This window comes from Stenotrophomonas maltophilia group sp. LNF247, from assembly GCF_054083135.1.
Window position 1 is genome coordinate 34,358 of record NZ_JBSRQL010000020.1, and the last position, 21,731, is coordinate 56,088.

Annotated in this window: 26 protein-coding genes and 1 tRNA gene; 8 read left to right on the plus strand and 19 right to left on the minus strand. The window is 67.1% G+C overall.

Annotation, left to right across the window (positions count from 1 at the left end; translation table 11 throughout):
- Nucleotides 1-6: 6 nt before the first annotated feature.
- Nucleotides 7-306: a hypothetical protein gene (locus tag ACTXG9_RS17065; protein WP_031270448.1), complete on the plus strand. Its 300-nt coding sequence runs from the start codon at nucleotides 7-9 to the stop codon at nucleotides 304-306.
- Between the two features lie 170 nt (nucleotides 307-476).
- Here the strand turns inward: ACTXG9_RS17065 and ACTXG9_RS17070 are convergent, their stop codons facing one another.
- From ACTXG9_RS17070 to ACTXG9_RS17085, 4 genes are all read right to left on the minus strand, one after another.
- Nucleotides 477-2,129: a M28 family metallopeptidase gene (locus ACTXG9_RS17070; protein ID WP_111097678.1), complete on the minus strand. Its 1,653-nt coding sequence runs from the start codon at nucleotides 2,127-2,129 to the stop codon at nucleotides 477-479.
- 105 nt (nucleotides 2,130-2,234) lie between these two features.
- Nucleotides 2,235-3,167, minus strand: a complete 933-nt coding sequence (locus ACTXG9_RS17075; protein WP_019661827.1) for an MBL fold metallo-hydrolase — start codon at nucleotides 3,165-3,167, stop codon at nucleotides 2,235-2,237.
- Nucleotides 3,168-3,369: 202 nt separating this feature from the next.
- Nucleotides 3,370-3,666, minus strand: a complete 297-nt coding sequence (locus ACTXG9_RS17080) for a hypothetical protein (RefSeq protein WP_111097680.1) — start codon at nucleotides 3,664-3,666, stop codon at nucleotides 3,370-3,372.
- A 166-nt stretch (nucleotides 3,667-3,832) separates the two neighbouring features.
- Nucleotides 3,833-5,125: a tryptophan--tRNA ligase gene (locus ACTXG9_RS17085; RefSeq protein WP_197575444.1), complete on the minus strand. Its 1,293-nt coding sequence runs from the start codon at nucleotides 5,123-5,125 to the stop codon at nucleotides 3,833-3,835.
- 108 nt (nucleotides 5,126-5,233) lie between these two features.
- Here ACTXG9_RS17085 and ACTXG9_RS17090 point away from each other — a divergent pair, with 108 nt between their 5' ends.
- Nucleotides 5,234-6,034 carry a hypothetical protein gene (locus ACTXG9_RS17090; protein ID WP_019661830.1) on the plus strand — a complete coding sequence of 267 codons (801 nt, stop codon included), beginning with the start codon at nucleotides 5,234-5,236 and terminating at the stop codon, nucleotides 6,032-6,034.
- A gap of 72 nt (nucleotides 6,035-6,106) precedes the next feature.
- On the opposite strand, the gene ACTXG9_RS17095 is transcribed toward ACTXG9_RS17090, so the two are convergent.
- The 3 genes from ACTXG9_RS17095 to rocF all read right to left on the minus strand — a co-directional run bounded on the left by ACTXG9_RS17095 (nucleotide 6,107) and on the right by rocF (nucleotide 7,750).
- Nucleotides 6,107-6,328: a CsbD family protein gene (locus ACTXG9_RS17095; protein ID WP_019661831.1), complete on the minus strand. Its 222-nt coding sequence runs from the start codon at nucleotides 6,326-6,328 to the stop codon at nucleotides 6,107-6,109.
- A 201-nt stretch (nucleotides 6,329-6,529) separates the two neighbouring features.
- The gene (locus ACTXG9_RS17100; protein ID WP_019661832.1) at nucleotides 6,530-6,667 is read right to left on the minus strand and encodes an entericidin A/B family lipoprotein; all 138 of its coding nucleotides are present in this window, start codon (nucleotides 6,665-6,667) and stop codon (nucleotides 6,530-6,532) included.
- A 162-nt stretch (nucleotides 6,668-6,829) separates the two neighbouring features.
- Nucleotides 6,830-7,750 (minus strand): arginase, encoded by a 921-nt coding sequence (gene rocF, locus ACTXG9_RS17105; RefSeq protein ID WP_456115767.1) that lies wholly within the window; start codon nucleotides 7,748-7,750, stop codon nucleotides 6,830-6,832.
- A gap of 131 nt (nucleotides 7,751-7,881) precedes the next feature.
- Here rocF and ACTXG9_RS17110 point away from each other — a divergent pair, with 131 nt between their 5' ends.
- Nucleotides 7,882-8,229 (plus strand): hypothetical protein, encoded by a 348-nt coding sequence (locus tag ACTXG9_RS17110; RefSeq protein WP_057503835.1) that lies wholly within the window; start codon nucleotides 7,882-7,884, stop codon nucleotides 8,227-8,229.
- A gap of 24 nt (nucleotides 8,230-8,253) precedes the next feature.
- Here the strand turns inward: ACTXG9_RS17110 and ACTXG9_RS17115 are convergent, their stop codons facing one another.
- Complete coding sequence (locus tag ACTXG9_RS17115) at nucleotides 8,254-9,024, minus strand: DUF3011 domain-containing protein (RefSeq protein ID WP_188250544.1); 771 nt, start codon at nucleotides 9,022-9,024, stop codon at nucleotides 8,254-8,256.
- A gap of 596 nt (nucleotides 9,025-9,620) precedes the next feature.
- On the opposite strand from ACTXG9_RS17115, the gene ACTXG9_RS17120 reads away from it, so the two are divergent.
- A complete protein-coding gene (locus tag ACTXG9_RS17120) occupies nucleotides 9,621-10,028 on the plus strand; it encodes a hypothetical protein (RefSeq protein WP_111097687.1) in 408 nt (135 codons plus the stop codon).
- A 460-nt stretch (nucleotides 10,029-10,488) separates the two neighbouring features.
- Here the strand turns inward: ACTXG9_RS17120 and ACTXG9_RS17125 are convergent, their stop codons facing one another.
- The 6 genes from ACTXG9_RS17125 to birA all read right to left on the minus strand — a co-directional run bounded on the left by ACTXG9_RS17125 (nucleotide 10,489) and on the right by birA (nucleotide 14,020).
- The gene (locus ACTXG9_RS17125) at nucleotides 10,489-10,791 is read right to left on the minus strand and encodes an addiction module antidote protein (protein WP_058979789.1); all 303 of its coding nucleotides are present in this window, start codon (nucleotides 10,789-10,791) and stop codon (nucleotides 10,489-10,491) included.
- A gap of 58 nt (nucleotides 10,792-10,849) precedes the next feature.
- Nucleotides 10,850-11,137, minus strand: coding sequence for a type II toxin-antitoxin system RelE/ParE family toxin (locus tag ACTXG9_RS17130; RefSeq protein ID WP_111097688.1), 288 nt, complete (start codon nucleotides 11,135-11,137; stop codon nucleotides 10,850-10,852).
- A gap of 206 nt (nucleotides 11,138-11,343) precedes the next feature.
- Nucleotides 11,344-11,419 (minus strand) — tRNA-Thr (locus tag ACTXG9_RS17135).
- Between the two features lie 40 nt (nucleotides 11,420-11,459).
- Nucleotides 11,460-12,314 carry an SPOR domain-containing protein gene (locus tag ACTXG9_RS17140; protein ID WP_188250543.1) on the minus strand — a complete coding sequence of 285 codons (855 nt, stop codon included), beginning with the start codon at nucleotides 12,312-12,314 and terminating at the stop codon, nucleotides 11,460-11,462.
- A gap of 9 nt (nucleotides 12,315-12,323) precedes the next feature.
- Nucleotides 12,324-13,055 (minus strand): type III pantothenate kinase, encoded by a 732-nt coding sequence (locus ACTXG9_RS17145; protein WP_019661840.1) that lies wholly within the window; start codon nucleotides 13,053-13,055, stop codon nucleotides 12,324-12,326.
- Nucleotides 13,052-14,020 carry a bifunctional biotin--[acetyl-CoA-carboxylase] ligase/biotin operon repressor BirA gene (birA, locus tag ACTXG9_RS17150; protein WP_019661841.1) on the minus strand — a complete coding sequence of 323 codons (969 nt, stop codon included), beginning with the start codon at nucleotides 14,018-14,020 and terminating at the stop codon, nucleotides 13,052-13,054. Before birA ends, ACTXG9_RS17145 begins: the two co-directional genes overlap by 4 nt.
- A gap of 144 nt (nucleotides 14,021-14,164) precedes the next feature.
- Here birA and ACTXG9_RS17155 point away from each other — a divergent pair, with 144 nt between their 5' ends.
- Together ACTXG9_RS17155 and ACTXG9_RS17160 are read left to right on the plus strand one after the other, a co-directional pair.
- Complete coding sequence (locus ACTXG9_RS17155; RefSeq protein WP_005411956.1) at nucleotides 14,165-14,443, plus strand: hypothetical protein; 279 nt, start codon at nucleotides 14,165-14,167, stop codon at nucleotides 14,441-14,443.
- Entirely contained in the window at nucleotides 14,410-15,201 is a 792-nt protein-coding gene (locus ACTXG9_RS17160) for a M90 family metallopeptidase (RefSeq protein WP_181451812.1), read from the plus strand. The genes ACTXG9_RS17155 and ACTXG9_RS17160 overlap by 34 nt, the downstream gene beginning before the upstream one ends.
- Before the next feature lie 127 nt (nucleotides 15,202-15,328).
- Here ACTXG9_RS17160 and ACTXG9_RS17165 read toward each other — a convergent pair whose 3' ends face one another.
- From ACTXG9_RS17165 to ACTXG9_RS17185, 5 genes are all read right to left on the minus strand, one after another.
- Nucleotides 15,329-16,753 (minus strand): ATP-binding protein, encoded by a 1,425-nt coding sequence (locus tag ACTXG9_RS17165; RefSeq protein ID WP_032953760.1) that lies wholly within the window; start codon nucleotides 16,751-16,753, stop codon nucleotides 15,329-15,331.
- A gap of 25 nt (nucleotides 16,754-16,778) precedes the next feature.
- Nucleotides 16,779-17,462, minus strand: a complete 684-nt coding sequence (locus ACTXG9_RS17170; RefSeq protein ID WP_053520384.1) for a response regulator transcription factor — start codon at nucleotides 17,460-17,462, stop codon at nucleotides 16,779-16,781.
- Between the two features lie 73 nt (nucleotides 17,463-17,535).
- The gene (locus ACTXG9_RS17175) at nucleotides 17,536-17,910 is read right to left on the minus strand and encodes a hypothetical protein (protein WP_021203829.1); all 375 of its coding nucleotides are present in this window, start codon (nucleotides 17,908-17,910) and stop codon (nucleotides 17,536-17,538) included.
- Nucleotides 17,911-18,122: 212 nt separating this feature from the next.
- Nucleotides 18,123-19,154, minus strand: coding sequence for a tRNA dihydrouridine(20/20a) synthase DusA (gene dusA / locus ACTXG9_RS17180; protein WP_456115768.1), 1,032 nt, complete (start codon nucleotides 19,152-19,154; stop codon nucleotides 18,123-18,125).
- A gap of 206 nt (nucleotides 19,155-19,360) precedes the next feature.
- A complete protein-coding gene (locus ACTXG9_RS17185) occupies nucleotides 19,361-20,023 on the minus strand; it encodes a DUF6338 family protein (protein WP_456115772.1) in 663 nt (220 codons plus the stop codon).
- A gap of 2 nt (nucleotides 20,024-20,025) precedes the next feature.
- Here ACTXG9_RS17185 and ACTXG9_RS17190 point away from each other — a divergent pair, with 2 nt between their 5' ends.
- Together ACTXG9_RS17190 and ACTXG9_RS17195 are read left to right on the plus strand one after the other, a co-directional pair.
- The gene (locus ACTXG9_RS17190; RefSeq protein WP_456115773.1) at nucleotides 20,026-20,982 is read left to right on the plus strand and encodes a cation diffusion facilitator family transporter; all 957 of its coding nucleotides are present in this window, start codon (nucleotides 20,026-20,028) and stop codon (nucleotides 20,980-20,982) included.
- Between the two features lie 111 nt (nucleotides 20,983-21,093).
- Entirely contained in the window at nucleotides 21,094-21,519 is a 426-nt protein-coding gene (locus ACTXG9_RS17195; protein WP_004153735.1) for an organic hydroperoxide resistance protein, read from the plus strand.
- Nucleotides 21,520-21,731 lie beyond the last annotated feature (212 nt).

Genomic DNA, 21,731 nt, shown 5'->3' on the forward strand with positions numbered 1-21,731 from the left:
CCACTGATGTGGATCGCGGTGACGCTGGCCGCAGCCACGGCACTGGCCTGGCTGCTGCGCCGCCCCAGCGCACAGGCCGCATGGCCACGCATCGGTTTCGGGGTCGCCCTGCTGCTGTTCTGCGCCGCACTGGCGCTGCAGCTGGCAGTGGACCTGGGCAGCGGCCACAGCTCGCTGCAGCTGCGCCTGCATCGCGGCGTCAACGGCGGATCGCTGGTCGGCCTGCGCACGATGGTGGCGTGCTATCTGGCAGCGCTCGCTGCCAGTGGCTGGGGCGCGTGGGCGCTGTTGCGCCGGCGCAGGTAGTGCCGGCCGCTGATCGGCAATCGGCAATCGGCAATCGGCAATCGGTAGAGTCGACTGTTAGTCGACTGCTCTCTCGGTCGGCACCGAAAAACCCGCGCTGCGCGCGATAGTCGACTATCAGTCGACTCTACCCGCGGCGGAATGACATGACACCCCGCCGATCCCGATCCTCAACGGCGGGCCGCTTCGCTCTTGTCGCGCGCGCCGCGGAACTCCGATTCCTTTTCCCACGTCGGCCAGCGGCGGCTGTTGGCCAGCTCGGCGCCCAGGTCGTAGACCAGCAGCGTGTCGGCAGCGTGGCCGCTCGGGTCCCAGCTCGGCGTCCAGGCATCGCAGGCCTGGTGGTAGCAGTCGGCGAAGTACTTCTCGCGCAGCGCGCGCCCGGCTTCAACCCCACCTTCCAGCTTGTCCAGGCCCGGGCCGATGGTGATCGCTGGCACGCCCAGGCGGGCAAAGGCGAAGTGGTCGGCGCGGTAGAAGAAGCCGGCTTCCAGGTTCGGATCCGGGCTGTAGCTGCGGCCGCGGGCCTTGGCCACGCGTTCCAGGTCGCCTTCCAGCGACACCCGGCCCTTGCCCCACGAGGCGATGTCGCGGGTCGGGCCATCCGGGCTGAACATCTCGATGTTCAGCACCGCAGCGGTCTTGTCCAGCGGCGCCAGCGGATGCGCGGCGTAGTAGCTGGCGCCCAGCAGGCCCTTCTCTTCGGCGGTCAGTGCCACGAAGTACAGCGTGCGCTGCGGCTGCGGGCCAGCGGCGAACACACGGCCCAGTTCCAGCACCGTGGCCACGCCGGTGGCGTTGTCGATCGCACCGCGGCGGATGCGGTCACCCTTGGCGTCGGGCTGGCCGACACCGAACGCATCCCAGTGCGCGGAGAAGATCACCGCCTCGTCGGCATGCTCGCCACCGGGCAGCTTGGCCACCACGTTGCGGGTCACCACCGGCTCGCGCTTGAGCGCGAAATCCACGCTCAGCTTGGCGTTGTCCAGCGCCACCGGGCGAAAGTCGGCACGCATTGCCTTGCGCTTCTCCGCATCGAAGTCGAGGCCGGCGTCGGCGAAGATCGCCTCGGCCAGCTCGCGCTGCATCCAGCCGCGCAGCGGCGTGTGCTGCGCCATCGCCTCGGCCTGGCTGCGTTCGATGTCGAACAGCGGCGAGGTACCCGAGCTCTTCACCGTGGCCCAGCCATAGGCGGCCGGCGCGGTCTCGTGCACGATCAGCACGCCCTCGGCGCCACGGCGTGCGGCTTCCTCGAACTTGTAGGTCCAGCGGCCGTAGTAGGTCACCGCCTTGCCGTCGAACGCGCCCGGCGCATCGGCTTCGAAATCGGCGTCGTTGATCAGCACCACGGCGATCTTGCCGTGCAGGTCCACGTCCTTGTAGTCGTTCCAGTGGCGTTCCGGCGCATCAATGCCGTAACCGACGAACACCAACGGTGCATCCTTGATCTGCACGCGCTTGCGCGGCTGCAGGCTCTGCAGGGTTACGTCCACGCCATTGGCCAGCGCACGCTTGCCCTGCTTCAGCGACAGGCTGGCCTTGGCCGCGCCCTCCAGCTGCGCGCGCACCAGCGGCACCGGCTGCACCCAGCTGCCGTCCACGCCGCCCGGCTGCAGGCCATAGCTGCGGAACTGCTCGATCAGGTACTGCACCGTGCGCTCTTCGCCCTCGGTGGCCGGTGCGCGGCCCTCGAACTCATCCGACGCCAGCACGCGCACGTGCCGCGACAGTGCCTGCGGATCGATGCCGCCACCGGGAAGGTCATTGGCCGCATGGGCCAGGCCACCGACGAACAGGCAGGACGACAGCAGCAACACGCGCATCGGATTCACGGCAGTACCACGGCTAGCTTGGAAGTCACCAGAGTGTAACGTGGTCGTGACATCGCGGTGCAGCGTGAGCTTGCGTCATCCACGCATGGCGTGGAGCTACCGACGGATGCGATCCAGCCAGCAGGCCAGGCCCTGCGCGTTGAGTTCGATGTCCATCGCCAGCACCGCAGTCACCGCCGCATCGTCCAGCGCACAGCCATGCAGCTGCGCACGTTCCAGGTACAGCGCCTGCAGTGCAGCCAGCAGGCAGCGGTGACGGTCCGGCCGGCCGTCGCACTGGCGGCCGATGGCGGCCATCGCATCGATCTGCTCGAACAGGTCGTTGGCCAGTTTCTCCACCTGTTCCACACGACCGTAGTGGGTCAGGTACATCGCCTGCGGGCCGTAGCCCAGCATGCGCCGGATCGAGGCCTTCATCGCTTCCGGGTCGAACTGTACCGGCGACGACGTCGGGAAGATGAAGGCCCCCTGCGCGCTGTCCAGCTCGCGGTAGGAAATGCCGAAGGTATCGCCGGTGAACCAGCTGCGGCTTCGTGCATCCCATACGCAGTAGTGGTGCAGTGCGTGGCCCGGCGTGTGCAGCAATACCAGCTCGCGGCCGGCCAGGTCGATACGGTGGCCGTCCTCGGCCACCACCACACGATGTTCGGGAATGGCCTCGATACGACCATAGCTGCGAGCGATTTCCTCGGCGCCATACACCGCCGTGGCACCGGCGATCAGCCGGGTCGGGTCGATCATGTGCGGTGCACCGCGCGGGTGCAGCACCGCCTTTGCGTTCGGCAGCTGCTGCATGAGCAGGCCGGCGCCGCCGGCGTGGTCCAGATGCACGTGCGTGAGCAGCAACCAGTCCACCGCGTCCACGCCCAGGCCGGCATCCGCCAGCGCCTGCAGCATCGCCGGCACCGACAGGCCGGTACCGCAATCGACAAAGGCCGCGCGGCCGCTTTCAACGATCAGGTAAGCCGCGTCGAAGTCCGGGCGCTGGAAACCGGTATCGATGGTATGGATGCTGGGGTCGGCGGTCATCGGCACGCACCTGGCAGGATCGGGAACAGACACCATGGTAGGCGCGCAGGCGACCCGGGTTCGATGCGGCTTTGGTCGGAGGGGCGCTTCTGTAGAGCCGAGCCTATGCTCGGCTGCCATTCTGTCAGGCATCAGCCGAGCATAGGCTCGGCTCTACAGCGGCACGCGAAGTCGAGCATGGCTCGACTCTACAAAGGCGGGACTACCGGTCCAACCATCGCGGCCGCAGCAGCAGCGCCAGCACCAGCACCGCCAGGAACGCGCCGTAGGCGTAAAGCACCGCCAGTACCTGCGGCCAGATCGGGCCGGCACCGGGTTGCATCACGCCGATACGGTAGCCCCACAGCATCGACGCGATGCTCAGGGCGAAGGCCAGCAACAGGGTGGTGCCGTCGAACAGGCGCCGCCGCGGGGTGCGCGGCTGGCGCGGGAACAGCCAGTACAGGCTGCCCAGCAGCAGGAACCAGGGCAGGAACAGCAGCAGCGACAACCAGGCCATCGCAGACTCCATGTCATCGCGCCGGAGGCGCGCGGACATCATGCCATGACCTTCGTTCGCGGGTAGGGCCGGTCGCTGGCCGGCATTCCCTATGCAAATACCGTGGTAGTGCCGGCCGCTGGCCGGCGTTTCCCATGCAATTGCCGGCCAGCGGCCGGCACGACCTTTATTCTTCGCGCAGCACGGCCAGCGCGGCCAGTACCGCGTCCACCTCGGCGTCCAGCTTGAACAGCTCGCTCTGCAGCTGGTCGCCCTGCTCGGCCTGCTTGATCACGGCAATCAACTGCCCGGCATCACGCGGCGAATCGAAGCCTTCGCTCTGGATCAGCAGCGTGCCGTCACCGGCGGTCAGCTTGAAGTAGAACCGGCCGTCCTTCTCACGGTACTGCTTGAACTGCGGCGGCGCCACGCGGGCCACGCCGGCATCTTCGCTGGCGATGTCGCCCGCCGTGGACAGGTCGCGCAGGCCCACGGCGTGGCGCAGTTCTTCCAGCAGCGGTGCCGCCAGCTGCTCGCGCAGCTGCTGGCCACGGCGCTTGAGCAGCGCTTCGATTTTCTCCGGCTTGGCCATCAGCGCGTTGTAGCGCTCGCGCAGCGGCGACAGTTCGCTGTCGATGCGCTCGAACAGCTGCTGCTTGGCATCGCCCCAGCTGATGCCCGCAGCGAACGCCTTGGCGAATTCCGCGGTCTGTTCCGGGGTGGCGAACGCCTGGTACATCTGGAACAGCGCCGAGCCTTCGGTGTCCTTCGGCTCACCCGGCGCGCGCGAGTCGGTCAGGATCGAGAACACCAGCTTCTTCAGCTCCTCGCGCGGCACGAACAGCGGAATGGTGTTGTGGTAGCTCTTGCTCATCTTGCGGCCATCCAGGCCCGCCAGCGTCGCCACCTGCTCGTCGATCACCACGTCCGGCAGCGGGAAATACTCCTTGCCGTACACGTGGTTGAAGCGCTGGGCGAAGTCGCGCGCCATCTCGATGTGCTGGATCTGGTCGCGGCCCACCGGCACCTGGTTGGCCTTGAAGATCAGGATGTCGGCGGCCATCAGCACCGGATACATGAACAGGCCGGCGCTGACGCCTGCGTCCTCGTCCACGCCTTCCTCGCGGTTCTTGTCCACCGCCGCCTTGTAGGCGTGCGCGCGATTGAGGATGCCCTTGCTGGCGATGGCGGTGAGGAACCACATCAGCTCGGTGGTCTCGCGGATGTCGCTCTGCCGGTAGAACCACACGTGTTCCGGGTCCAGGCCGCAGGCCAGCCAGCTGGCCGCGATCTCCAGGGTCGCGCGCTGGGTGCGCTGCGGGTCCTGTGACTTGATCAGGCTGTGCAGGTCGGCCAGGAAGAAGAAGCTCTCGATCCCCGGCGCGCGGCTGGCCGCGATGGCCGGGCGGATGGCGCCAACGTAGTTGCCCAGGTGGGGCGTGCCGGAGGGAGTGATGCCGGTAAGGACTCGGGTGGTCATGACTGCGTGGGGTAACCTTCGATGAACGGGGCCAGTTTACCTTGCACGCCACCAACCCCGTCAGGGCCCGCGGCGCGTTCATTCACGCAACCCCGCTGGAGACGCCCGATGAAACGCCTGCTGCCCCTGCTGCTTATCCTGCCTCTGGCCGGCTTCCGCCCGGCCCCGATGCCGCCGCCGGTCTACGAGGGCGGCCCCGTGCGCATGGCCCTGGTCGACCGCGACCGCGGCACCGAACTGCGCAGCTACCCCGCCGAGGGCCAGCGCTGGGTGGCCGGTGAGCGCGGTCACCGCTACGCCGTGCGCCTGTACAACGACAGTCCCCGCCGGGTGCTGGTGGTGCTGTCGGTGGACGGCGTCAACGCCATCTCCGGCGAAGATGCCGATCCCTCGCAGACCGGTTACGTGCTCAACCCCGGACAGCGCGCCGACATCACCGGCTGGCGCAAGAGCCAGGACGAAGTGGCGCAGTTCGTCTTCAGCAGCCCCAGCGGCAGCTATGCCAGCCGCACCGGCCGCCCCGACAACATCGGCGTGGTGGGCGTGGCCGTGTTCGAGGAAGCGCGCCGCTGGCGCCCCGAGCCGATCCTGCGCCGGGGCCTGCCACCGCCGGCCCCGGCTGCACAGGCCGAAGCGGCCGCCGATGCCAGCGCCAGCCGCATCGAGGGCTACGCCAGCAAGCCGCAGGCGCCGGCGCTGGGCACCGGCCACGGCGCGCGCGAGCAGTCCTCGGTGCGCGATACCGAGTTCGAGCGCGCCAGCCGCAGCCCGGCGCAGGTGTTGCAGCTGCGCTACGACAGCGCCCGCAACCTGCGCGCGCGCGGCATCCTGGTCGATTCGCCGTCACGCCTGCCGCGCGAACCGCAGGCGTTCCCCAACCGCTACGTGCCGGACCCGCCGGCACGCTGATCCTCCGCGCAGACAACACAACGCCCGCAACCTTTCGGCGCGGGCGTTGTGTCGTGGGGGAAACCCGGGGGCTTACTTGTAATCCGGGTAATCCTTGCGCACGCTGTCTTCGAAATCCCGGACTTCCTTCTCGGCGCGGTCCTTGGCCCAGCCATAACGCTCCTGCAGGCGACCGGCCAGGTATTCGGCATTGCCTTCGGCCACATCGAAATCGTCGTTGGTCAGATCGCCCCACTTGGCCTGGGCCTTGCCCTTCAGCTGCGACCACTTGCCGGAAATGATGTCTTTGTTCATTGCTGGGAGTCCTTGGTTGCAACGGCGTTCTTACCGTGGTTCCAGCTTCGCGCAGTCGCTGTTGAGTACCGGTCAACCAGCAATGAAATGCGTGCTCACCTGCTTGAATGGTTCACTCCGCTTGCACAGCCGTGTGTGGCAGCGTGCAAGAAAAAGGCCGGGGATGATCCCCGGCCTCTTTCCTTCCGTTCCGCGCCGGGCTCAGTTGCCCTTGGCGGCATCCTCAACCTTCTCACCGGCCTTCTGCACGTCCTTGCCGGCACCGGCCACAGTGTTGCAACCGGCCAGCAGGGCCACCGAGAACATCGACAACAGCATCAGGGCAACTACGCGCTTCATGGGCTTCTCCTTGGGTTTGCCGCTACACCGCTTCATTCGCGGATGGGATTCTTTCGCTCAGCGGGAGAAGGCCAATGCCCGCCGCCGCCGCGTGAAGTGCAATCTGGCGGCAGGGGCGTGGAGCGGGTGTGAACGGATCGGCGATCCGTTCAGGCGGTTGCCTTAGTCGCGCATCAGGGTGGACTTGCCGAACAGGCTCTCGACCAGGTCCACGGCCAGTTCGGCGGTGGCATTCTGCTTGTCCAGCAAGGGGTTGAGCTCGACGATGTCCAGCGACCCCATGCACCCGGTGTCAGCGATCATCTCCATCACCAGCTGCGCCTCGCGGTAGTTCACCCCACCCGGCACGGTGGTGCCCACGCCCGGCGCGATGCTCGGGTCGAGGAAATCCACATCGAAGCTGACATGCAGGTGGGTGTTCTCGTCGATGCCCGCCAGCGCCGCTTCCACCGCGCGCTTCATGCCGTTCTCGTCGATGTAGCGCATGTCATAGACATCCACCTTGTGGGTCTTGATCAGGCGCTTCTCTTCCGGGTCCACCGAACGGATGCCGATCTGGTGCACCTGGGTGGGAGTGATCGCCGGTGCGCTGCCGCCGAGGTGGGTCAGCGCCTCCGGGCCGAGGCCGCACAGGCAGGCCACCGGCATGCCGTGGATGTTGCCCGAGGGGGTGACATCGCTGGTATTGAAATCGGAATGTGCATCCAGCCACAGCACGCGCAGGGTCTTGCCCTGCTCGCGGCACCAGCGTGCCACGGCAGTGATCGAACCGATGCCCAGGCAGTGGTCGCCGCCGAGCATGATCGGCATGCGGCCGGCCTGCAGTTCGGCATAGCTGGCTTCCATCAGTGCATGGTTCCACGCCACCACTTCCTCCAGATGGCGGTAGCCCTGCACCGGCGCGGTCCACGGGTTGCGCGGGCCATCCAGGTTGCCCAGGTCGCGCACGTCCACGCCGCGCGCTTCCAGCGCCTCCGGCAGGCCCGCCACGCGCAGCGCTTCCGGCCCCAGCCGTGCACCGCGATGGCCCGCACCGACATCGGTGGGAACGCCGATCAGGGATACGGAAATGGGATGGGCCATGGGTGCCTCCTTGCGGGGGAAAAAGAAGCACAGTCTAGCCAGAGCTGCGTGACACCACTCGCGGCGGTGCAGCAGGGCATTGGCATGGCATGATGCCGCGCGGACCCGACCGTCCTTCATGGAAGATTGCGATGTCGCCCTTCATCAATACCGCGTGGCCACGCTTTTTCACCGTGGCGCTGCCGGTCGCCGTTTTTGCGGTTTTTTTGAGCAACTCGATCGATGCGTCGCCGAATGGCTGGCTGATGCAGGCGACACTGCTGCTGGTGCCGTTCTCGACCCTGGTATTCCTCGGGTTGGGCTGGCAGCGTCTGCGCAAGGCGCACGCTGAATACCCGATTCTGAAAAGCGAACTGCACCGTATGCTGGCGGCGTTGATCGGCAACGTGAAGGTGGCCGCGCTGTGGTTCGGCCTGACCTTCGTTGGTATGTTCACCCTGATGCTGGCGTGGGTGTTGCTGTATAGGTCCTGCGGCTGAAGCCTGTCCCAACCCGCTGCGCGCTCAGCGTCCGCGGCGGCGCACCGGCGTCACGCTCTGCACCTGGCCGTTGTTGCGCATCATGCACAGGAAGCGGCCATCGGGGTAATCGATGATCAGTTCCTGGTAATCGCTGCCCACAGGCATCTGGGTGACCAGGGCGCCCTGCGCGCCCTTGCGCATGTTGCAGGCGCCCAACGCGGTATCGCCTGTCGGCGCGGGGGTAGTCACCGAGGACACATTGCGAAACACCGCGCGGCAGCCGCCATTGACCCACACCGAGTGCCGCGACAGGCCCCAGTTCTTGCCCTCCTCGCAGCGGGTACGGCTGAGCTGGCGCACGATTTCCACGTTGCCACGGGTGTTCAGATCGCAAGAGACCTGCTGCTGGCCGGTGGATTCGCAGGTGACTTCGCGCGGTAGCGCGGCATCCCCGGCGGCAGCGTCGCGAGGGCGGGCGCTGTTTGCGGCGGGCGCAGGCGCACCACTGCTACTGACCTGGCAGATGCCATTGGCGCCGCCACGACCGGTGTAGCTGATCTGCGGCGCGCCGTCGTCGTTGCGGCTGATCGACAGGGTGATGCCGCTGTTGGCATCGCGTGCTTCGAAATAGCGGTCGTTGAAGCGCTTCAGCGTGGCCTCGCGGCCCTGCACGTAGACCGGGCCGCCTTCGTCGGCGTGCACGTCGATGCCGCCCGGGCAGCTGGCGTTGAAGAAAGGCACGGCAGCCATGGCCGGGGCCACGAAAGCAGCGGACAACAGTGCGACGGTGAGCGACAGGGCATGGCGACGCATGTGCTTATCCCGAAGGGGCCCAGGGCGGGCGTGTAGCGGAAGTATGCGGTGGGGCGCTGCGGGCTGTCCGTGAGGAATATCAAGATCCTGGGCGCGCGTTGGCACTTTTGGGTCTGGTATCGTTGCCTTGGTGCCTTGCCGAGGCTGTTAAGCCAGCTTTACGTCGCACGCTACTGTAAGCCGTGCGGCAACAGTGGCGCAGCCCGGATGACCGATGATGACGGCGCTGCGCGATATGTCGCTTCTGGCATTGCGATGCTCGAAACGGGCCAAACGCGATAATTCATTTTTCCCTTCAGATCACCCGATGCCATCGAGACAAACGACTGGCAGGCGGTGATTTCACGTGCGCATGATGAATCGCCACCTGCAAAGGTGGTCGGGACTTCCAAGCCCGTGTAATCGAAGCTGTATACGCTTGCCAGCCGGCGCCGTCTTCCCAAAAGCGGCGCCGGCTGGCAATCCGTTCGCCGATCGACGGCGGGCGGTGCGTGGGGGCCCTGTGCCCGCCGGCTCATCGATTTCCGGTCTTGGAAGCCACGCATCGCCCGCCACCCTCTTCGGGTGGCACCTCTGTTGCCGACGAGGATGCCCGCATGCCCAAGCCCCATCACCCGTACCTGACCGCCACCCTGGGCGAGGCTGCCTTGCGCCTGCCGCCCGAACTGGCGCAGCCGTTGGAAGCTGCTTTCGCTGCCGCGAACGAGGCGCCCGCGCCCATCAACCTGCCCGGCTGCCTGCAGCGCATCCAGACCGGTGACGCCGCCGATGGACAGCCGTGGCAGGGACCGGCAGGCACACCTGGCGACGCCGTGGCTGCCGCACGCAGGGACCGCGCCGCAGTGGGCCTGGTATCGCTGCTGGAGCTGTACCACGCCGCAGAGCGCGTGCGCGTGGATGGGGAAGAGAAGGACGACATCGGCGATGGCACGCGCGAGGGTCTGATGCTGGCCTGCCGGGGGCTGGCGGAGTATGTGGCGTTGCAGGTGGGTGGGGCTCAGTAATTCAGAACATTGAGATGCCCAATGCACAGGTTCACAACGTCACTGCCCCGGCTAGCGAATCAGGCAGACCCGCTGCTGGAATGAGCGCACCCTATCCAAACCTGAAGCCTGTTCTCGTTGAGCTGCGGCTGGACGAAGTGGATTCGCGCGCCGGCGCTGTTGCCGAGTTGATCGCCTCCACCGCACGCCCATGGCGCTCTCGATAAGCCCTGAAGTCATGTGGTACAGCTTCGTGCTGAATGACAGAGCCATCACCCGGATCCGTCCTGGAACGCGGACGAATTGCACGATCTCATTCATCAATTACGAAGGTGCGAAGGAGGTGTTCACTTGTGGCACGTCGGCCGCCTTCGGAGATGGATCGTCGACAAGGGGGTTGATCCGCATCATCCGGTTTGATTGAGACTGATCGCACCTGACTTCTTGAGGCGGCGGAAGTGGAGCGCAGTGCCTTGATGCCTCACGCGGCACTGGCATGCAGACGCACACCCAAGGCACGGGTCACCTTCAGGATGGTGGCGAAATCGGGGCTGCGTTCGCCGGACAGTGCGCGGTAAAGACTCTCGCGCGACAGGCCCGCCGCGCGCGCAACCTTGCTCATACCCTGAGCGCGCGCGATGTCGCCGAGCGCCTTGGCAATGAACGCGGAATCGCCGTCGCTTTCCTCGATGCAGGCGTCGAGATAGGCGGCCATTTCTTCGGGTGTCCGAAGGTGTTCGGCCACATCAAATGCTTTGAGTTCGACTTTTTTCTTGGTGGCCATGATGGAACAGCTCCAGTACTTCGGTATTGATTCGTTTCGACTACAGCCGGTTCGACGCTCACAGGGCACGTGCAATCTCCCTGGCCTTTTCGATATCGCGATGCTGTGAGCTTTTGTCACCTCCGACCAAAAGAATCAGCAACTGCCTGCCGCGCTGGGTGTAGTACAGGCGGTAGCCCGGCCCTGCATCGATACGCAGTTCGGAAATACCGTCCCCCAGACGGCGGTGATCACCCGGATGGCCTTCGGCGAGCCGACCGATACGGGCCAGGATGCGAGCGCGTGCAGTTACGTCCTTGAGAGCGTCAATCCATGTCGCGAACTGACGGGTACGCTGGATCTTCATGGAAAAATGTAGCCTACTGGCTACACATTTTCAACTACGAGAAACGCGCATCAACCACGAAGCACGCGAACAGGCAGGTGGGACGCGCCTCGTCAGGTGCAAGATGAGATAACAGCAAGGAAGGAAAAGAACGGGAGAGACGCAGCAGGGAGCAGTGCTCGACCGATTACTGCGCCGCCATGTCGAGCTGCACAACTGGAGTGTGGTGGTGCCGCTTATCCGAATCGAACGGATGACCTACTGTTTACAAGACAGTTGCTCTACCAACTGAGCTAAAGCGGCATGGGTGGATCACCGGCGGCAGCGCCGCAGTCAGGGGATTCTAGCGCAACCGCGTGCATTCCAGCGACCGGCTCTGTGCCGCCCCGCTGCGCTGCTGGGCCTGGGCCGGCTGCGTGCCCGCCGCCAGTTGCGCTTCCAGCCACCACTGGCCGGCGTCGCCGCTGGCGACCAGGCGCGGCTGGAAGCCGGCGGCCTGCACCGCTGCCATGCGGCGCTCGGCGCCCTCGCGATTACGGTACTGGCCCAGCGCCACGGCGTTGGCGTCCTCGCCCTGGCTGATGATGTAGTAGTCGCTCAGGCCGGCGGCGACGATGCGCTTCACGGTGGCCTGCGCTTCGTCGCGGTTGGCGGCGGCCGGCAGCATCACCCGGTAACGGGCACTGCCGCTGGCAGCGGGCTGTTCGCGCAGGCGCACCTGGCTGAGCAGCGTGCCGGCCTTGCCCTGCGCGCTGCTCGCGGCGGCGCGGTCGGCGAACGGGCCCAGCGCGACGCAGCGCGGCGGTTCGGCAGCCTCGGGCGGGGTTGCGGGTTTTCCCGGTGCTGGCACGGGCGCTGCGACCGGCTTGTCGGCGCCAGCAACCGATGTGGCGGCAGGCGCAGCTTCGGCCGCCTGCGGCTTGGCACTCTCCGGCTTGGCCGGGGCGGCGGGCGCCGGCGTTACAGCCACGGCCGTCTTCTCCGCCGGTTCGCGCTCCATCAACGGCGCGGTCGGCGCGGCAGCCGTGGCTTCGGCGGCCGCAGCGGCATCCACGCCACCGGGCACCCAGCGCAGCTCGGCCACGCCCGTGGGTTGCGGTGGCGGCGCAGGCTTCTGTGGTGCATCGCGCAGCAGCCACCAGCAGGCGACGCCAAGGTTGAGGATGGCCAGTACGACGATCAGGGCACGGGTCAGCATGCGCGGATACTAGCCTGCGGGCTGGTGCACCGCCCAGCGGGCGAGACCATCCAGCACCAGCGAGGGGTGGTAGTCGGCGCCGGGCAGCAACGGCATCAGCGCCGGTGCGCCGCCCCCGTGCACCAGCAGCGACGGTGCAACGCCCAGCAGCGCGTGCCCCTGCTGGGCGCTGCGTTCGATCAGCGCCACGGCCGCACCATCGCAGCCGGAGGCGAGCGCGTCGGCGGTGTCGTTGGCGAATTCGCTGTAGTCACCGCCGGTAGCCGGCAGCTGCACCGCACGGGCATGCAGTGCTTCGCGCATGGTGGTGGGCGATGCGGAAATGCGGCCACCGTGGTGCTGGCCGTCCGCGTCGAGCAGATCAATCGTCAGTGCGGTGCCCACCCCGACCACCAGCACCGGGCGCTGCGCCTTGGCCGCGGCCAGCAGGGCCAGGAAGCGGTCCACACCGAATTTTTCGGGCTTGGCATAGGCAATGCGGACACCGGCGCATTCGGCGCTGGTACGCACCACGTGCACGTGCTCGAAGCGACGCTGCAGCTGGTCCAGCATCGCGCTGGTCAGCGACGGTGCGGCCACGCTGGCCACGAACGCGGTGGTGCCGCTGGGCAGGCTGTGCGGCGGCTGTCCGGCCATGCCTTCGGCGCCATGCGCCCAGGCCTGCACGTCACCGGCACGGTCGCCCTGCAACGGCGCGAACTTGAAGCGCGAGTTGCCGAGGTCGAACAACCAATCGCTCATGCCGCCCTCACGCTGACTTCGCCGGCGTGCAGCAGGCGCTCACGGCCATCGATGCGCACGCGCAAGGCGCCGTCATCGGCCAGGCCGAGCGCGGTGCCATGCTGCCACTGCCCTTCCAGTTCCACCCGTACTTCGCGACCGGCCAGCATGTCGAACGCGGCGTAGCGCGGCAGAAAGGGAGCGAGGCCTTCGCGATCGAATTCTTCCAGTGCCGGCAGCAGGCGCGCCAGCACGGCAGCAACCACCACGTTGCGGTCCACCGGCTTGCCGGCCAGCGTGTCCAGGTCCACCCACGGCTGGGTGATCTGCTCGGCGAAGGATGGCGGCATGTGCGTGTTGATGCCGATGCCGATCACCGCGCGCGCCGGGCCGGCATATTCGCCACCGCCCTCGGCCAGCAGGCCGACCAGCTTGCGCTTGCCATCGACGATCAGGTCATTCGGCCACTTCAGCTGCGCCTGGGTATAGCCCAGGTCGTGCAGCGCTTCGGCCACGGCGATGCCGGCCACCAGGCTCAGCCCGGCCAGGCGGCCGAGGCCACCGGAGAACAGCCGCAGCACCGACAGGTACACATGCGCGGCCAGCGGCGACGCCCACGTACGGCCGCGACGGCCGCGGCCGCCGGTCTGGCGTTCGGCCAGCAGGACGCTCACCCCGCGCTGGGGCGCGCTGCAACGCAGCAATTCGGCATTGGTCGAGTCCACCGTCCAAGCCACCTGCAGGTCGTGCAGCAGCGGCAGCACCTCGGCGGGCAGGCCGGCACGGATCGCATCCGGGTCCAGCAGGTCGACCGGGCGGGTCAGGCCATAGCCCTCGCCAGCGCGGCCTTCGATGTCCACACCGGCGGCTCTAAGTCCTTGAATACGCTTCCAAATGGCCGCCCGGGTCTGGCCCAGCTCACGGGCCAGGGCGTCGCCGGAGAGGCGACCGGCAGCGAGTTTGGCCAGCAATTGGCGGTCGTCCACGGCAGCTTCCACGAAGTCAGGAAGGAATTATGCGGGAAAGCCGCCAGCGGCGCCCGCCACGCTGGGTTCTGCGGGGGCTTCCAACGGGGCGCCGGGTTCGGGCTAGAATCGGGAACTCACCTTCCCTTAACGTGGATGTCGTCAATGCGCCGCTATGCCCATTGCCTGATCCTGCTGACGATGCCCTTCGCGGCGTCTGCGACGGCAGCGCTGGACGACAGCCGCGGCGCCTGCGTGTCCTCCAACGGCGATGCCGCCTCGCAGCGTGCACCGACCGCGACCGCTTCGGCCGCCACCACCAAGCCGGCACCGGTCCGCCCGGCAGCCAACACCAGCACGGGCGGCGGTGGCAGCGACGACGACGTGCTGCAGCGCATCCGCGCACCGAAGTGGCACAGCTACCTGCCGGGAATGTTCCGCTGATCAAGTCGTTGCTGCAGTGGCTGCGACCTGCGCCGCGGCCGATCGACGATGTACTGTGGAATGAGGCCTGCCGCCGTGCGGCCTGGCTGCGCGGTCTGGACGACGAACGCCGCGCACGCCTGCGCGTGCTGGCCACGCGCTTCCTGCACGAGAAGACCATCACGCCGATCGGCGAGCTGCAGCTGCAGGCCGGCGATGGCGTGCTGCTGGCGGCGCTGTGCTGCCTGCCGCTGCTGGAGTTCGGCGAGGTGGGTCTGGAAGGCTGGTCGCAGCTGATCGTCTACCCCGATGCATTCCGCGTACATCGCAGCCACATGGATGCGGCCGGCGTACTGCATGAGTGGGATGACGAACTGATTGGCGAATCGTGGGACAGCGGTCCGCTGATCCTGTCCTGGGCCGATGTGCAGGCCGACCTGGCCGCGCCGCACGAGGGCTACTGCGTGGCGGTGCACGAGATGGTGCACAAGCTGGATGCACTGGATGGCGCGATGGACGGCACGCCGCCGCTGCCGCGCGAATGGCAGCGTGAGTGGGCGGCCATCTTCCAGCGCGCCTACGATGCGTTCTGCGCGCAGGTGGATGCGGGCGAAGAAACGCTGATCGATCCGTATGCGGGCGAAGCGCCGGAAGAATTCTTCGCGGTGACCAGCGAGTATCACTTCTCGGCACCGGATCTGCTGCAGCAGGCGTTGCCGGAGGTGGCCGCGCAGCTGCGGCGGTTCTATGGCGAGCCGCCGACGATCGAAACACGGTAGTGCCGGCCGCTGGCCGGCACCTTGGCAATGCCACCGAGGATCATGAGGTTGCCGGCCAGCGGCCGGCACTACCGGAACACCACGCGTTGTTGCGCCAGGCGATGCCCGGCGGACAGGAACGTGCGGCTTACGGCCCCGGCGGCAAGCGCACTTCGAAACGGGCGCCGCCCAGTTCGCTTGAACGGCCGACGGCCAGTTCGCCGCGGTAGTCCTTGATCAGGTCCTGCACGATCGACAGGCCGATGCCGTGGCCCTGCACGCGCTCGTCGCCACGCACGCCACGCTGCAGCACCTTGCCGATGTCGTCCGGGGCAATGCCCGGGCCATCGTCGTCCACCGCCAGCAGCAGGCCGGCGCGGCGCGCGTTCGGTGCCGGCAGCGGCTGCGCGGTCAGCAACACGCGGCGGTTGGCCCACTTGAAGGCATTTTCCAGCAGGTTGCCGAGCAGTTCCTGCAGGTCGCCCGGTTCGCCGTGGAAGCGCGCGGCCGGGTCGATGTCGAATTCGCACAGCACGCCCTTGGAGGCATAGACCTTTTCCAGGCCGCGCACGATCTCCTCGGCGTTGGATTCAATCGGCAGCGGCGCGGAGAACAGCTTGTGGCCCGACGATGCAGCACGTGCCAGCTGGTAGGAGACCAGGTTGTTCATGCGCTGCAGCTGCACGTCCAGCTCCTCGCGCAGGGCGCCATCGCCGGCACCGCTGTCCATCTGCGTGCGCAGCACGGCGATGGGCGTCTTCAGGCTGTGCGCCAGGTCGGCCAGGGTATTGCGCTGGCGCTCGAGGTTCTCGCGCTCGCTTTCAATGAAGGCGTTGATGCTGTCGGTCAGCGGCTCCAGCTCACGCGGATGGCGCTCGCTCATGCGCTCGGTCTCGCCGCGCTGCACCTTGGTCAGCTCGGTGATCACGCGACGCAGCGGCCGCAGGCTCCACTGCAGGATGACGGTCTGCAGCAGCAGCAGGATCAGGCCGATGCCACCCAGGTAGAACCAGACCCGGCCACGGAACACGCGCAGCTGCGCGCCCAGCGCGCGCGAGTCTTCCATCACGTAGATGGTGTAGGGGAATTCGGTGGCCGGGTCGGCGTCGGCGTCCCACACCAGGCCCAGGCCATAGCGGTACACCGAGCCCTGGCTGCCGTCGATCTGGATCATCGGCAGCGGGCCTTCGAACACTTCCTGGCGCGGTGCCAGCAGGCCGCCGCCGACGGTGGGCAGCATCGGGCCTTCGGCGGACATCGAATTGCCCTTGCCGTGCGGCATCACCACTTGCAGGTACAGGCCACTGCCCGGCACGTCAAAGCGCGAATCCGGCGGCTGCTCGCGGATGTACAGCGAGCGGTCGCGGGTGAAGTCGATGCCGGCCGCGTAGGCGGTGGCGTAGTTCTTCAGGCGCTCACGCAGGTTCGCCTTCGCCGTATCGGCGAAGGCGGCGTCGAGTGCGTAACCGGCCAGGGCCAGGAACGCGACCAGGCCCACGGACGCGGCAAGCATCTGGCGCGCCTGCAGCGAGCGCGGCCGCCAGCGTCGGAAGAACCACAGACGGCCGGACATCATGGTTTCGCCAGGCTGAGCCGGCTCAGCCCTCGTTGCGCGGAATCGCGAAACGGTAGCCGCGGCCGCGCACGGTCTCGATCGGCTTCAGTTCGCCATCCGGGTCCAGCTTCTTGCGCAGGCGGCCGATGAACACTTCCAGCACGTTCGAATCGCGGTCGAAGTCCTGCTGGTAGATGTGCTCGGTGAGGTCGGCCTTGGAGACCAGTTCACCGGCGTGCATCATCAGGTACTCCAGCACCTTGTACTCGTAGCTGGTCAGGTCCACATTGCTGCCAGAGACGCTGACGGTCTGGGCGGCGAGATCCAGTGCAACGGGACCGCATTCCAGGGTCGGCTTGCTCCAGCCGGCGGCGCGGCGCAGCAACGCGTTGACGCGGGCAAGCAGCTCTTCGACGTGGAACGGCTTGACCAGGTAATCGTCGGCGCCCTGCTTCAGGCCCTCGACCTTGTCCTGCCAGCTCGAACGCGCGGTCAGGATCAGCACCGGGAACTTCTTGCCTTCGTCACGCAGGGCTTTGATCAGCTCCATGCCCGACATCTTGGGCAGGCCGAGGTCGATGATGCCGACATCGAACGGAACTTCGCGCCCCATGTAGAGGCCTTCCTCGCCGTCCTGCGCAGCATCGACGGCAAAGCCTTCGCGCTTGAGCCGGGCTGCCAGGGTCTCACGCAGCGGGGCTTCGTCTTCGACCAGAAGGATACGCATGAACTCTCCCTAGTGTCCTGGGTGTGGCCCGGAGGCCTGTGGGGTACGGGTTGATAGCGACAACTATCCCTGTTCAGGGGTTATCGCCGCGTAGTGATGACATATCCGACCGCGGCGTGCGCGGCTGTGAACGCGACGGGGCGGGGTCGTCCATGTAGCGGACACGGCCCCGGTCGTCCATGTACTTCACCCGGTTGATGTCACGCCCATCGAACGGCACACGCTCGGCGCCGAGGATGTGGCCGCCGGTGGTGCGCTGCACGCGGCGCACGGCATCGGACAGCGAGCGCTCGTCGCCACGGCCACCGCGCTCGCCCCGCTCCATCATCTCCGCCCGCCCCTGGTCGCCACGCGGCGGCTGCTGCGCAAGCGCCGACGACAACGGCACAGCCGACAGCGCCACGCAGGTGGCCAGGGCAATGCGGCGATGGAAGGGAGCGGGAGACATCGATGCGATCCTAGCCGAGCACGGCGATTCGTTCAAAAGTCGTAAATCCGGAAGCCGGGTACGGGACCCGGCCTTTACAATTCCTTTGCAAATTCTTGGTTTGGGGCAGTGAATCCGATCTGAACTTTTCCGGGCGATGCCGCGAGTTGTTCATCTAGGTGAACATTCGGGACGAATCGCCGCCCCTTGTCAAGTCAGGACTGTGACCGACGTCACGCTGCGGCGCGATCAGCTTCGCGTTCGGTGACCGCCAAGGCCTGTTCGACCAGGCTCCAGTCGGCGCCCGGGCGGTGTGCGCCCTCGCTCAGCACCTGACGGAATGCGCGGCCGCCGGGTTGGCCGTGGAACAGGCCGAGCAGGTGGCGGGTGATGTGCTTCAGCGCCAGGCCTTCGCCCAGACGCGCCTCGACGTAGGGGCGCAGCGCGCGCAACAGGTCACCACGGGCCTGCAGCGGGGCGCCGGTGTGCAGCGCCTCCAGCTGATGCAGCAGGTAGGGGTCGTGGTAGGCCGCGCGGCCCAGCATCACACCATCGACGTGCGCGGCCTGCGCCTGCACCGCCTCGATGCTGGCCAGGCCGCCGTTGATCACCACCGGCAGTGCCGGGCGCTCCTGCTTGAGGCGGTAGGCCCAGTCGTACTTCAGCGGCGGAACCTCGCGGTTCTCCTTCGGCGACAGGCCCTTCAGCCACGCGTTGCGCGCATGCACCACCACCATTGCGGCACCGGCGGCGACCTGGCGGTCGACGAAGGCGGCGAACACGTCGTAATCGTTGTCCTCGTCCACGCCCAGGCGGCATTTCACCGTCACCGGGATGTCGACCGCATCGACCATCGCCGCCACGCACTCGGCCACCAGCACCGGCTCGCGCATCAGGCAAGCGCCGAAACGCCCGGCCTGCACGCGGTCGGACGGGCAGCCGCAGTTGAGGTTGACCTCGTCGTATCCCCACTCGGCGGCAATGCGCGCAGCCTGCGCCAGCAGGGCCGGATCGCTGCCACCCAGCTGCAGCGCCAGCGGCTGTTCGCTGCGGTCGAAGCCGAGCAGGCGCTCGCGGTCGCCGTGGATGACCGCGTTGGCGTGCACCATTTCCGTGTACAGGCGCGCACCCGGCGCCAGCACGCGATGGAACACGCGGCAATGGCGATCCGTCCAGTCCATCATGGGGGCAACGGACAGGCGCAGGGAATCGGCGTAACGGGCGGTGGCGGGCGTCATCGGGGCGTTGATCGTGGAGACTGGCATTGCCAGTGAGATCAATAGTTTACACCGCCCGGCTGAATGCGCCCGGTCAGTCGCGCGGCAAGCGCCGGTTGGGCCCGCTTCCGGCTGGCGGCCGGGGTGGGCTGGGCGGTGGCAGCGGACGCTTCCTGCCCTCGGGGAGCTTGGGGTTTGGGTTCTCCATGGATACGACCAGCTGGTCCAGTGGTGGGTTGGAACCCTTCCTCAACTTAGCCATTGTCTGTCTCCTGGAGAATCTCGACCCATTGCACATCCACCGCGTGAATCAGTATGCCATCGAGCTGCGGAAGCTCCACCACGGCGGGGTTTGCCAGCGGATCCGCACCTTCATCTGGCGGATCCGCATCCACGAGCCAGGCCGGCATCTGCATGTAGAACTGTCCCGCAGCCGGGCTGATCGGCCACTCCTTGGGGTAGCCGGTCAGTCGACGGCCATCCTTCAGTTGCAGCACCACGAAAGCAGGACGCGTACCGAGCACGCAGTACCACTCGCTGGGGTGGGACGTCCGCGTGGTGAAGCCTGCGCGGCGGAGACCCGCGTGGAGAAAGTCCTTGTTCGCAGCGAGGGCCAATCCTGTCCCCAGCAGTCCGGCGAGGACAAACCCCCAGAGCAGGCTGCTGGTCTCGGTCCAGATCCCCAGCACAAAGCAGCGACCCGCCAGCAGGAGCATCAGTTCGATGAACTTGACCAGCGCCTGGACTACGAAGGTAAATACCAGCGCTTCCACGGTCCTTTCGAACTGCGGTGGCTTGGGGCGTGAAGTCAGCCCGTAGAACACCCAGGCTGCCAGGAAGCCCGGCAGCGTGCGTGGTCTGCCATGTAGGGGACAGTCCGCAACGGCAGCGGAGCGTGGCTCCGCTCTACAATCCAGGCATGGCCAACGACCGCCCGCAGTTCTTCGACCCCACCACCGAACAGGGCGTGCTGCGCCTGTCGATCGCCGCTTCGCTGCTGCTGGCCGCGGCGGCGGTGGTGTTCGGCCTGCTGGCCAATTCCTCGCTGATCATCTTCGATGGCATCTACGGCCTGATCGACGTGGTGATGACCTGGCTGTCGCTGCTGGTGGCACGGCTGATCGCGCTGTCCACCCAGACCGACGCGCTGCAATCGCGGCTCAACCAGCGCTTCACCATGGGCTTCTGGCACTTGGAGCCGATCGTGCTGGGGGTGAGCGGCACGCTGATGATCGGTGCGGCACTGTATGCCCTGGTCAATGCGGTGGATGCGCTGATGTCCGGTGGCCGCCACATTGCGCTGGGCCCGGCCATCGCCTTCGCCGGGCTGTCCATCGTCGGCGAAGGCGCACTGGCATGGTTCATCCTGCGCGCCAACCGCCGCATCGGCTCGGAGTTCATCGCACTGGATGCGAAGAACTGGGTGATCGCGGCCAGCATGTCGGCCTGCTACCTGCTGGCCTTCCTCGGCGGCGTGCTGGTGCAGGGCACGTCCTGGGCCTGGGTCGGGCCGTACATCGACCCGGCCATCCTTGCCTTCGTCTGCGTGCTGGTGATGATCGCCCCGCTCGGCACCGTGCGCCGGGCGCTGGCCGGCATCCTGCTGGTCACCCCGCCGGAGCTGCAGGCGCACGTGGATGCGGTGGCGCGCGACATCGTCGCCAAGCACGGCTTCGTCGAGCACCGCAGCTACGTGGCGCAGGTGGGGCGAGGCGAGCAGATCGAGCTGTTCTTCGTGGTGCCGGAAAACGACCCGCCGCGGCCGCTGGTGGAATGGGACCAGTTGCGCGACGAGATCGGCGATGCGCTGGGCGAGGCCTCGCCGGACCGCTGGTTGACGATCATGTTCACCACCGACCGCGAGTGGACGATCTAGGCCCGCAGGACGATCGATCAATTTTTTAGTACGTTCTGCAACCCAACGTACGCGGAAAGCGGGCAAAGTAGTCTCCATCGCACCACCCACCCACTGACCAGGAGCATCCCGATGTCCATCGAAAAGGTTCTGTACACCGCCCAGGCCACCTCCACCGGCGGCCGTGAAGGCCGTTCCGTCTCCTCCGACAACGTGCTGGACATCCAGCTGTCGACCCCGCGCGAGCTGGGCGGCGCCGGTGGCCCGGGTACCAACCCGGAGCAGCTGTTTGCGGCCGGTTACTCTGCCTGCTTCCTGGGTGCGCTGAAGTTCGTGGCCGGCCAGGCCAAGGTCGCGCTGCCGGCCGACACCACCGTGACCGGCAAGGTCGGCATCGGCCAGATCCCGACCGGCTTCGGCATCGAAGCCGAGCTGACCATCAACGTGCCCGGCGTGCCGCGCGAGCAGGTGGAAGAGCTGGTGCAGAAGGCGCACATCGTGTGCCCGTACTCGAATGCCACCCGCGGCAACATCGACGTGACGCTGATCGTTGCCTGATGGGGTGCTGCCGGCCAGCGGCCGGCACTACCCGAGCGAGGGAAAAAAATGGGCGGATGCCGGTCGAAACCGAACATCCGCCCATCCCACCTCGGGTGGGCCCCGGCGCGCAGCCGGGGACGCATTCGCTTCTGTAGAGCCGAGCCCCTGCTCGGCTGATCCGTCCGGCGCGGGAACATCCGGCGGAAAAGCAGCCGAGCACGGGCTCGGCT

Coding starts and splice junctions, on each gene's coding strand:
- ACTXG9_RS17065 (WP_031270448.1), top strand. CDS start 7: ATGTGGATCGCGGTGACGCTGGCCGCAGCCACGGCACTGGCCTGGCTG.
- ACTXG9_RS17070 (WP_111097678.1), bottom strand. CDS start 2,129: ATGCGCGTGTTGCTGCTGTCGTCCTGCCTGTTCGTCGGTGGCCTGGCC.
- ACTXG9_RS17075 (WP_019661827.1), bottom strand. CDS start 3,167: ATGACCGCCGACCCCAGCATCCATACCATCGATACCGGTTTCCAGCGC.
- ACTXG9_RS17080 (WP_111097680.1), bottom strand. CDS start 3,666: ATGGCCTGGTTGTCGCTGCTGCTGTTCCTGCCCTGGTTCCTGCTGCTG.
- ACTXG9_RS17085 (WP_197575444.1), bottom strand. CDS start 5,125: ATGACCACCCGAGTCCTTACCGGCATCACTCCCTCCGGCACGCCCCAC.
- ACTXG9_RS17090 (WP_019661830.1), top strand. CDS start 5,234: ATGAAACGCCTGCTGCCCCTGCTGCTTATCCTGCCTCTGGCCGGCTTC.
- ACTXG9_RS17095 (WP_019661831.1), bottom strand. CDS start 6,328: ATGAACAAAGACATCATTTCCGGCAAGTGGTCGCAGCTGAAGGGCAAG.
- ACTXG9_RS17100 (WP_019661832.1), bottom strand. CDS start 6,667: ATGAAGCGCGTAGTTGCCCTGATGCTGTTGTCGATGTTCTCGGTGGCC.
- rocF (WP_456115767.1), bottom strand. CDS start 7,750: ATGGCCCATCCCATTTCCGTATCCCTGATCGGCGTTCCCACCGATGTC.
- ACTXG9_RS17110 (WP_057503835.1), top strand. CDS start 7,882: ATGTCGCCCTTCATCAATACCGCGTGGCCACGCTTTTTCACCGTGGCG.
- ACTXG9_RS17115 (WP_188250544.1), bottom strand. CDS start 9,024: ATGCGTCGCCATGCCCTGTCGCTCACCGTCGCACTGTTGTCCGCTGCT.
- ACTXG9_RS17120 (WP_111097687.1), top strand. CDS start 9,621: ATGCCCAAGCCCCATCACCCGTACCTGACCGCCACCCTGGGCGAGGCT.
- ACTXG9_RS17125 (WP_058979789.1), bottom strand. CDS start 10,791: ATGGCCACCAAGAAAAAAGTCGAACTCAAAGCATTTGATGTGGCCGAA.
- ACTXG9_RS17130 (WP_111097688.1), bottom strand. CDS start 11,137: ATGAAGATCCAGCGTACCCGTCAGTTCGCGACATGGATTGACGCTCTC.
- ACTXG9_RS17140 (WP_188250543.1), bottom strand. CDS start 12,314: ATGCTGACCCGTGCCCTGATCGTCGTACTGGCCATCCTCAACCTTGGC.
- ACTXG9_RS17145 (WP_019661840.1), bottom strand. CDS start 13,055: ATGAGCGATTGGTTGTTCGACCTCGGCAACTCGCGCTTCAAGTTCGCG.
- ACTXG9_RS17155 (WP_005411956.1), top strand. CDS start 14,165: ATGCGCCGCTATGCCCATTGCCTGATCCTGCTGACGATGCCCTTCGCG.
- ACTXG9_RS17165 (WP_032953760.1), bottom strand. CDS start 16,753: ATGTCCGGCCGTCTGTGGTTCTTCCGACGCTGGCGGCCGCGCTCGCTG.
- ACTXG9_RS17170 (WP_053520384.1), bottom strand. CDS start 17,462: ATGCGTATCCTTCTGGTCGAAGACGAAGCCCCGCTGCGTGAGACCCTG.
- ACTXG9_RS17175 (WP_021203829.1), bottom strand. CDS start 17,910: ATGTCTCCCGCTCCCTTCCATCGCCGCATTGCCCTGGCCACCTGCGTG.
- dusA (WP_456115768.1), bottom strand. CDS start 19,154: ATGCCAGTCTCCACGATCAACGCCCCGATGACGCCCGCCACCGCCCGT.
- ACTXG9_RS17190 (WP_456115773.1), top strand. CDS start 20,026: ATGGCCAACGACCGCCCGCAGTTCTTCGACCCCACCACCGAACAGGGC.
- ACTXG9_RS17195 (WP_004153735.1), top strand. CDS start 21,094: ATGTCCATCGAAAAGGTTCTGTACACCGCCCAGGCCACCTCCACCGGC.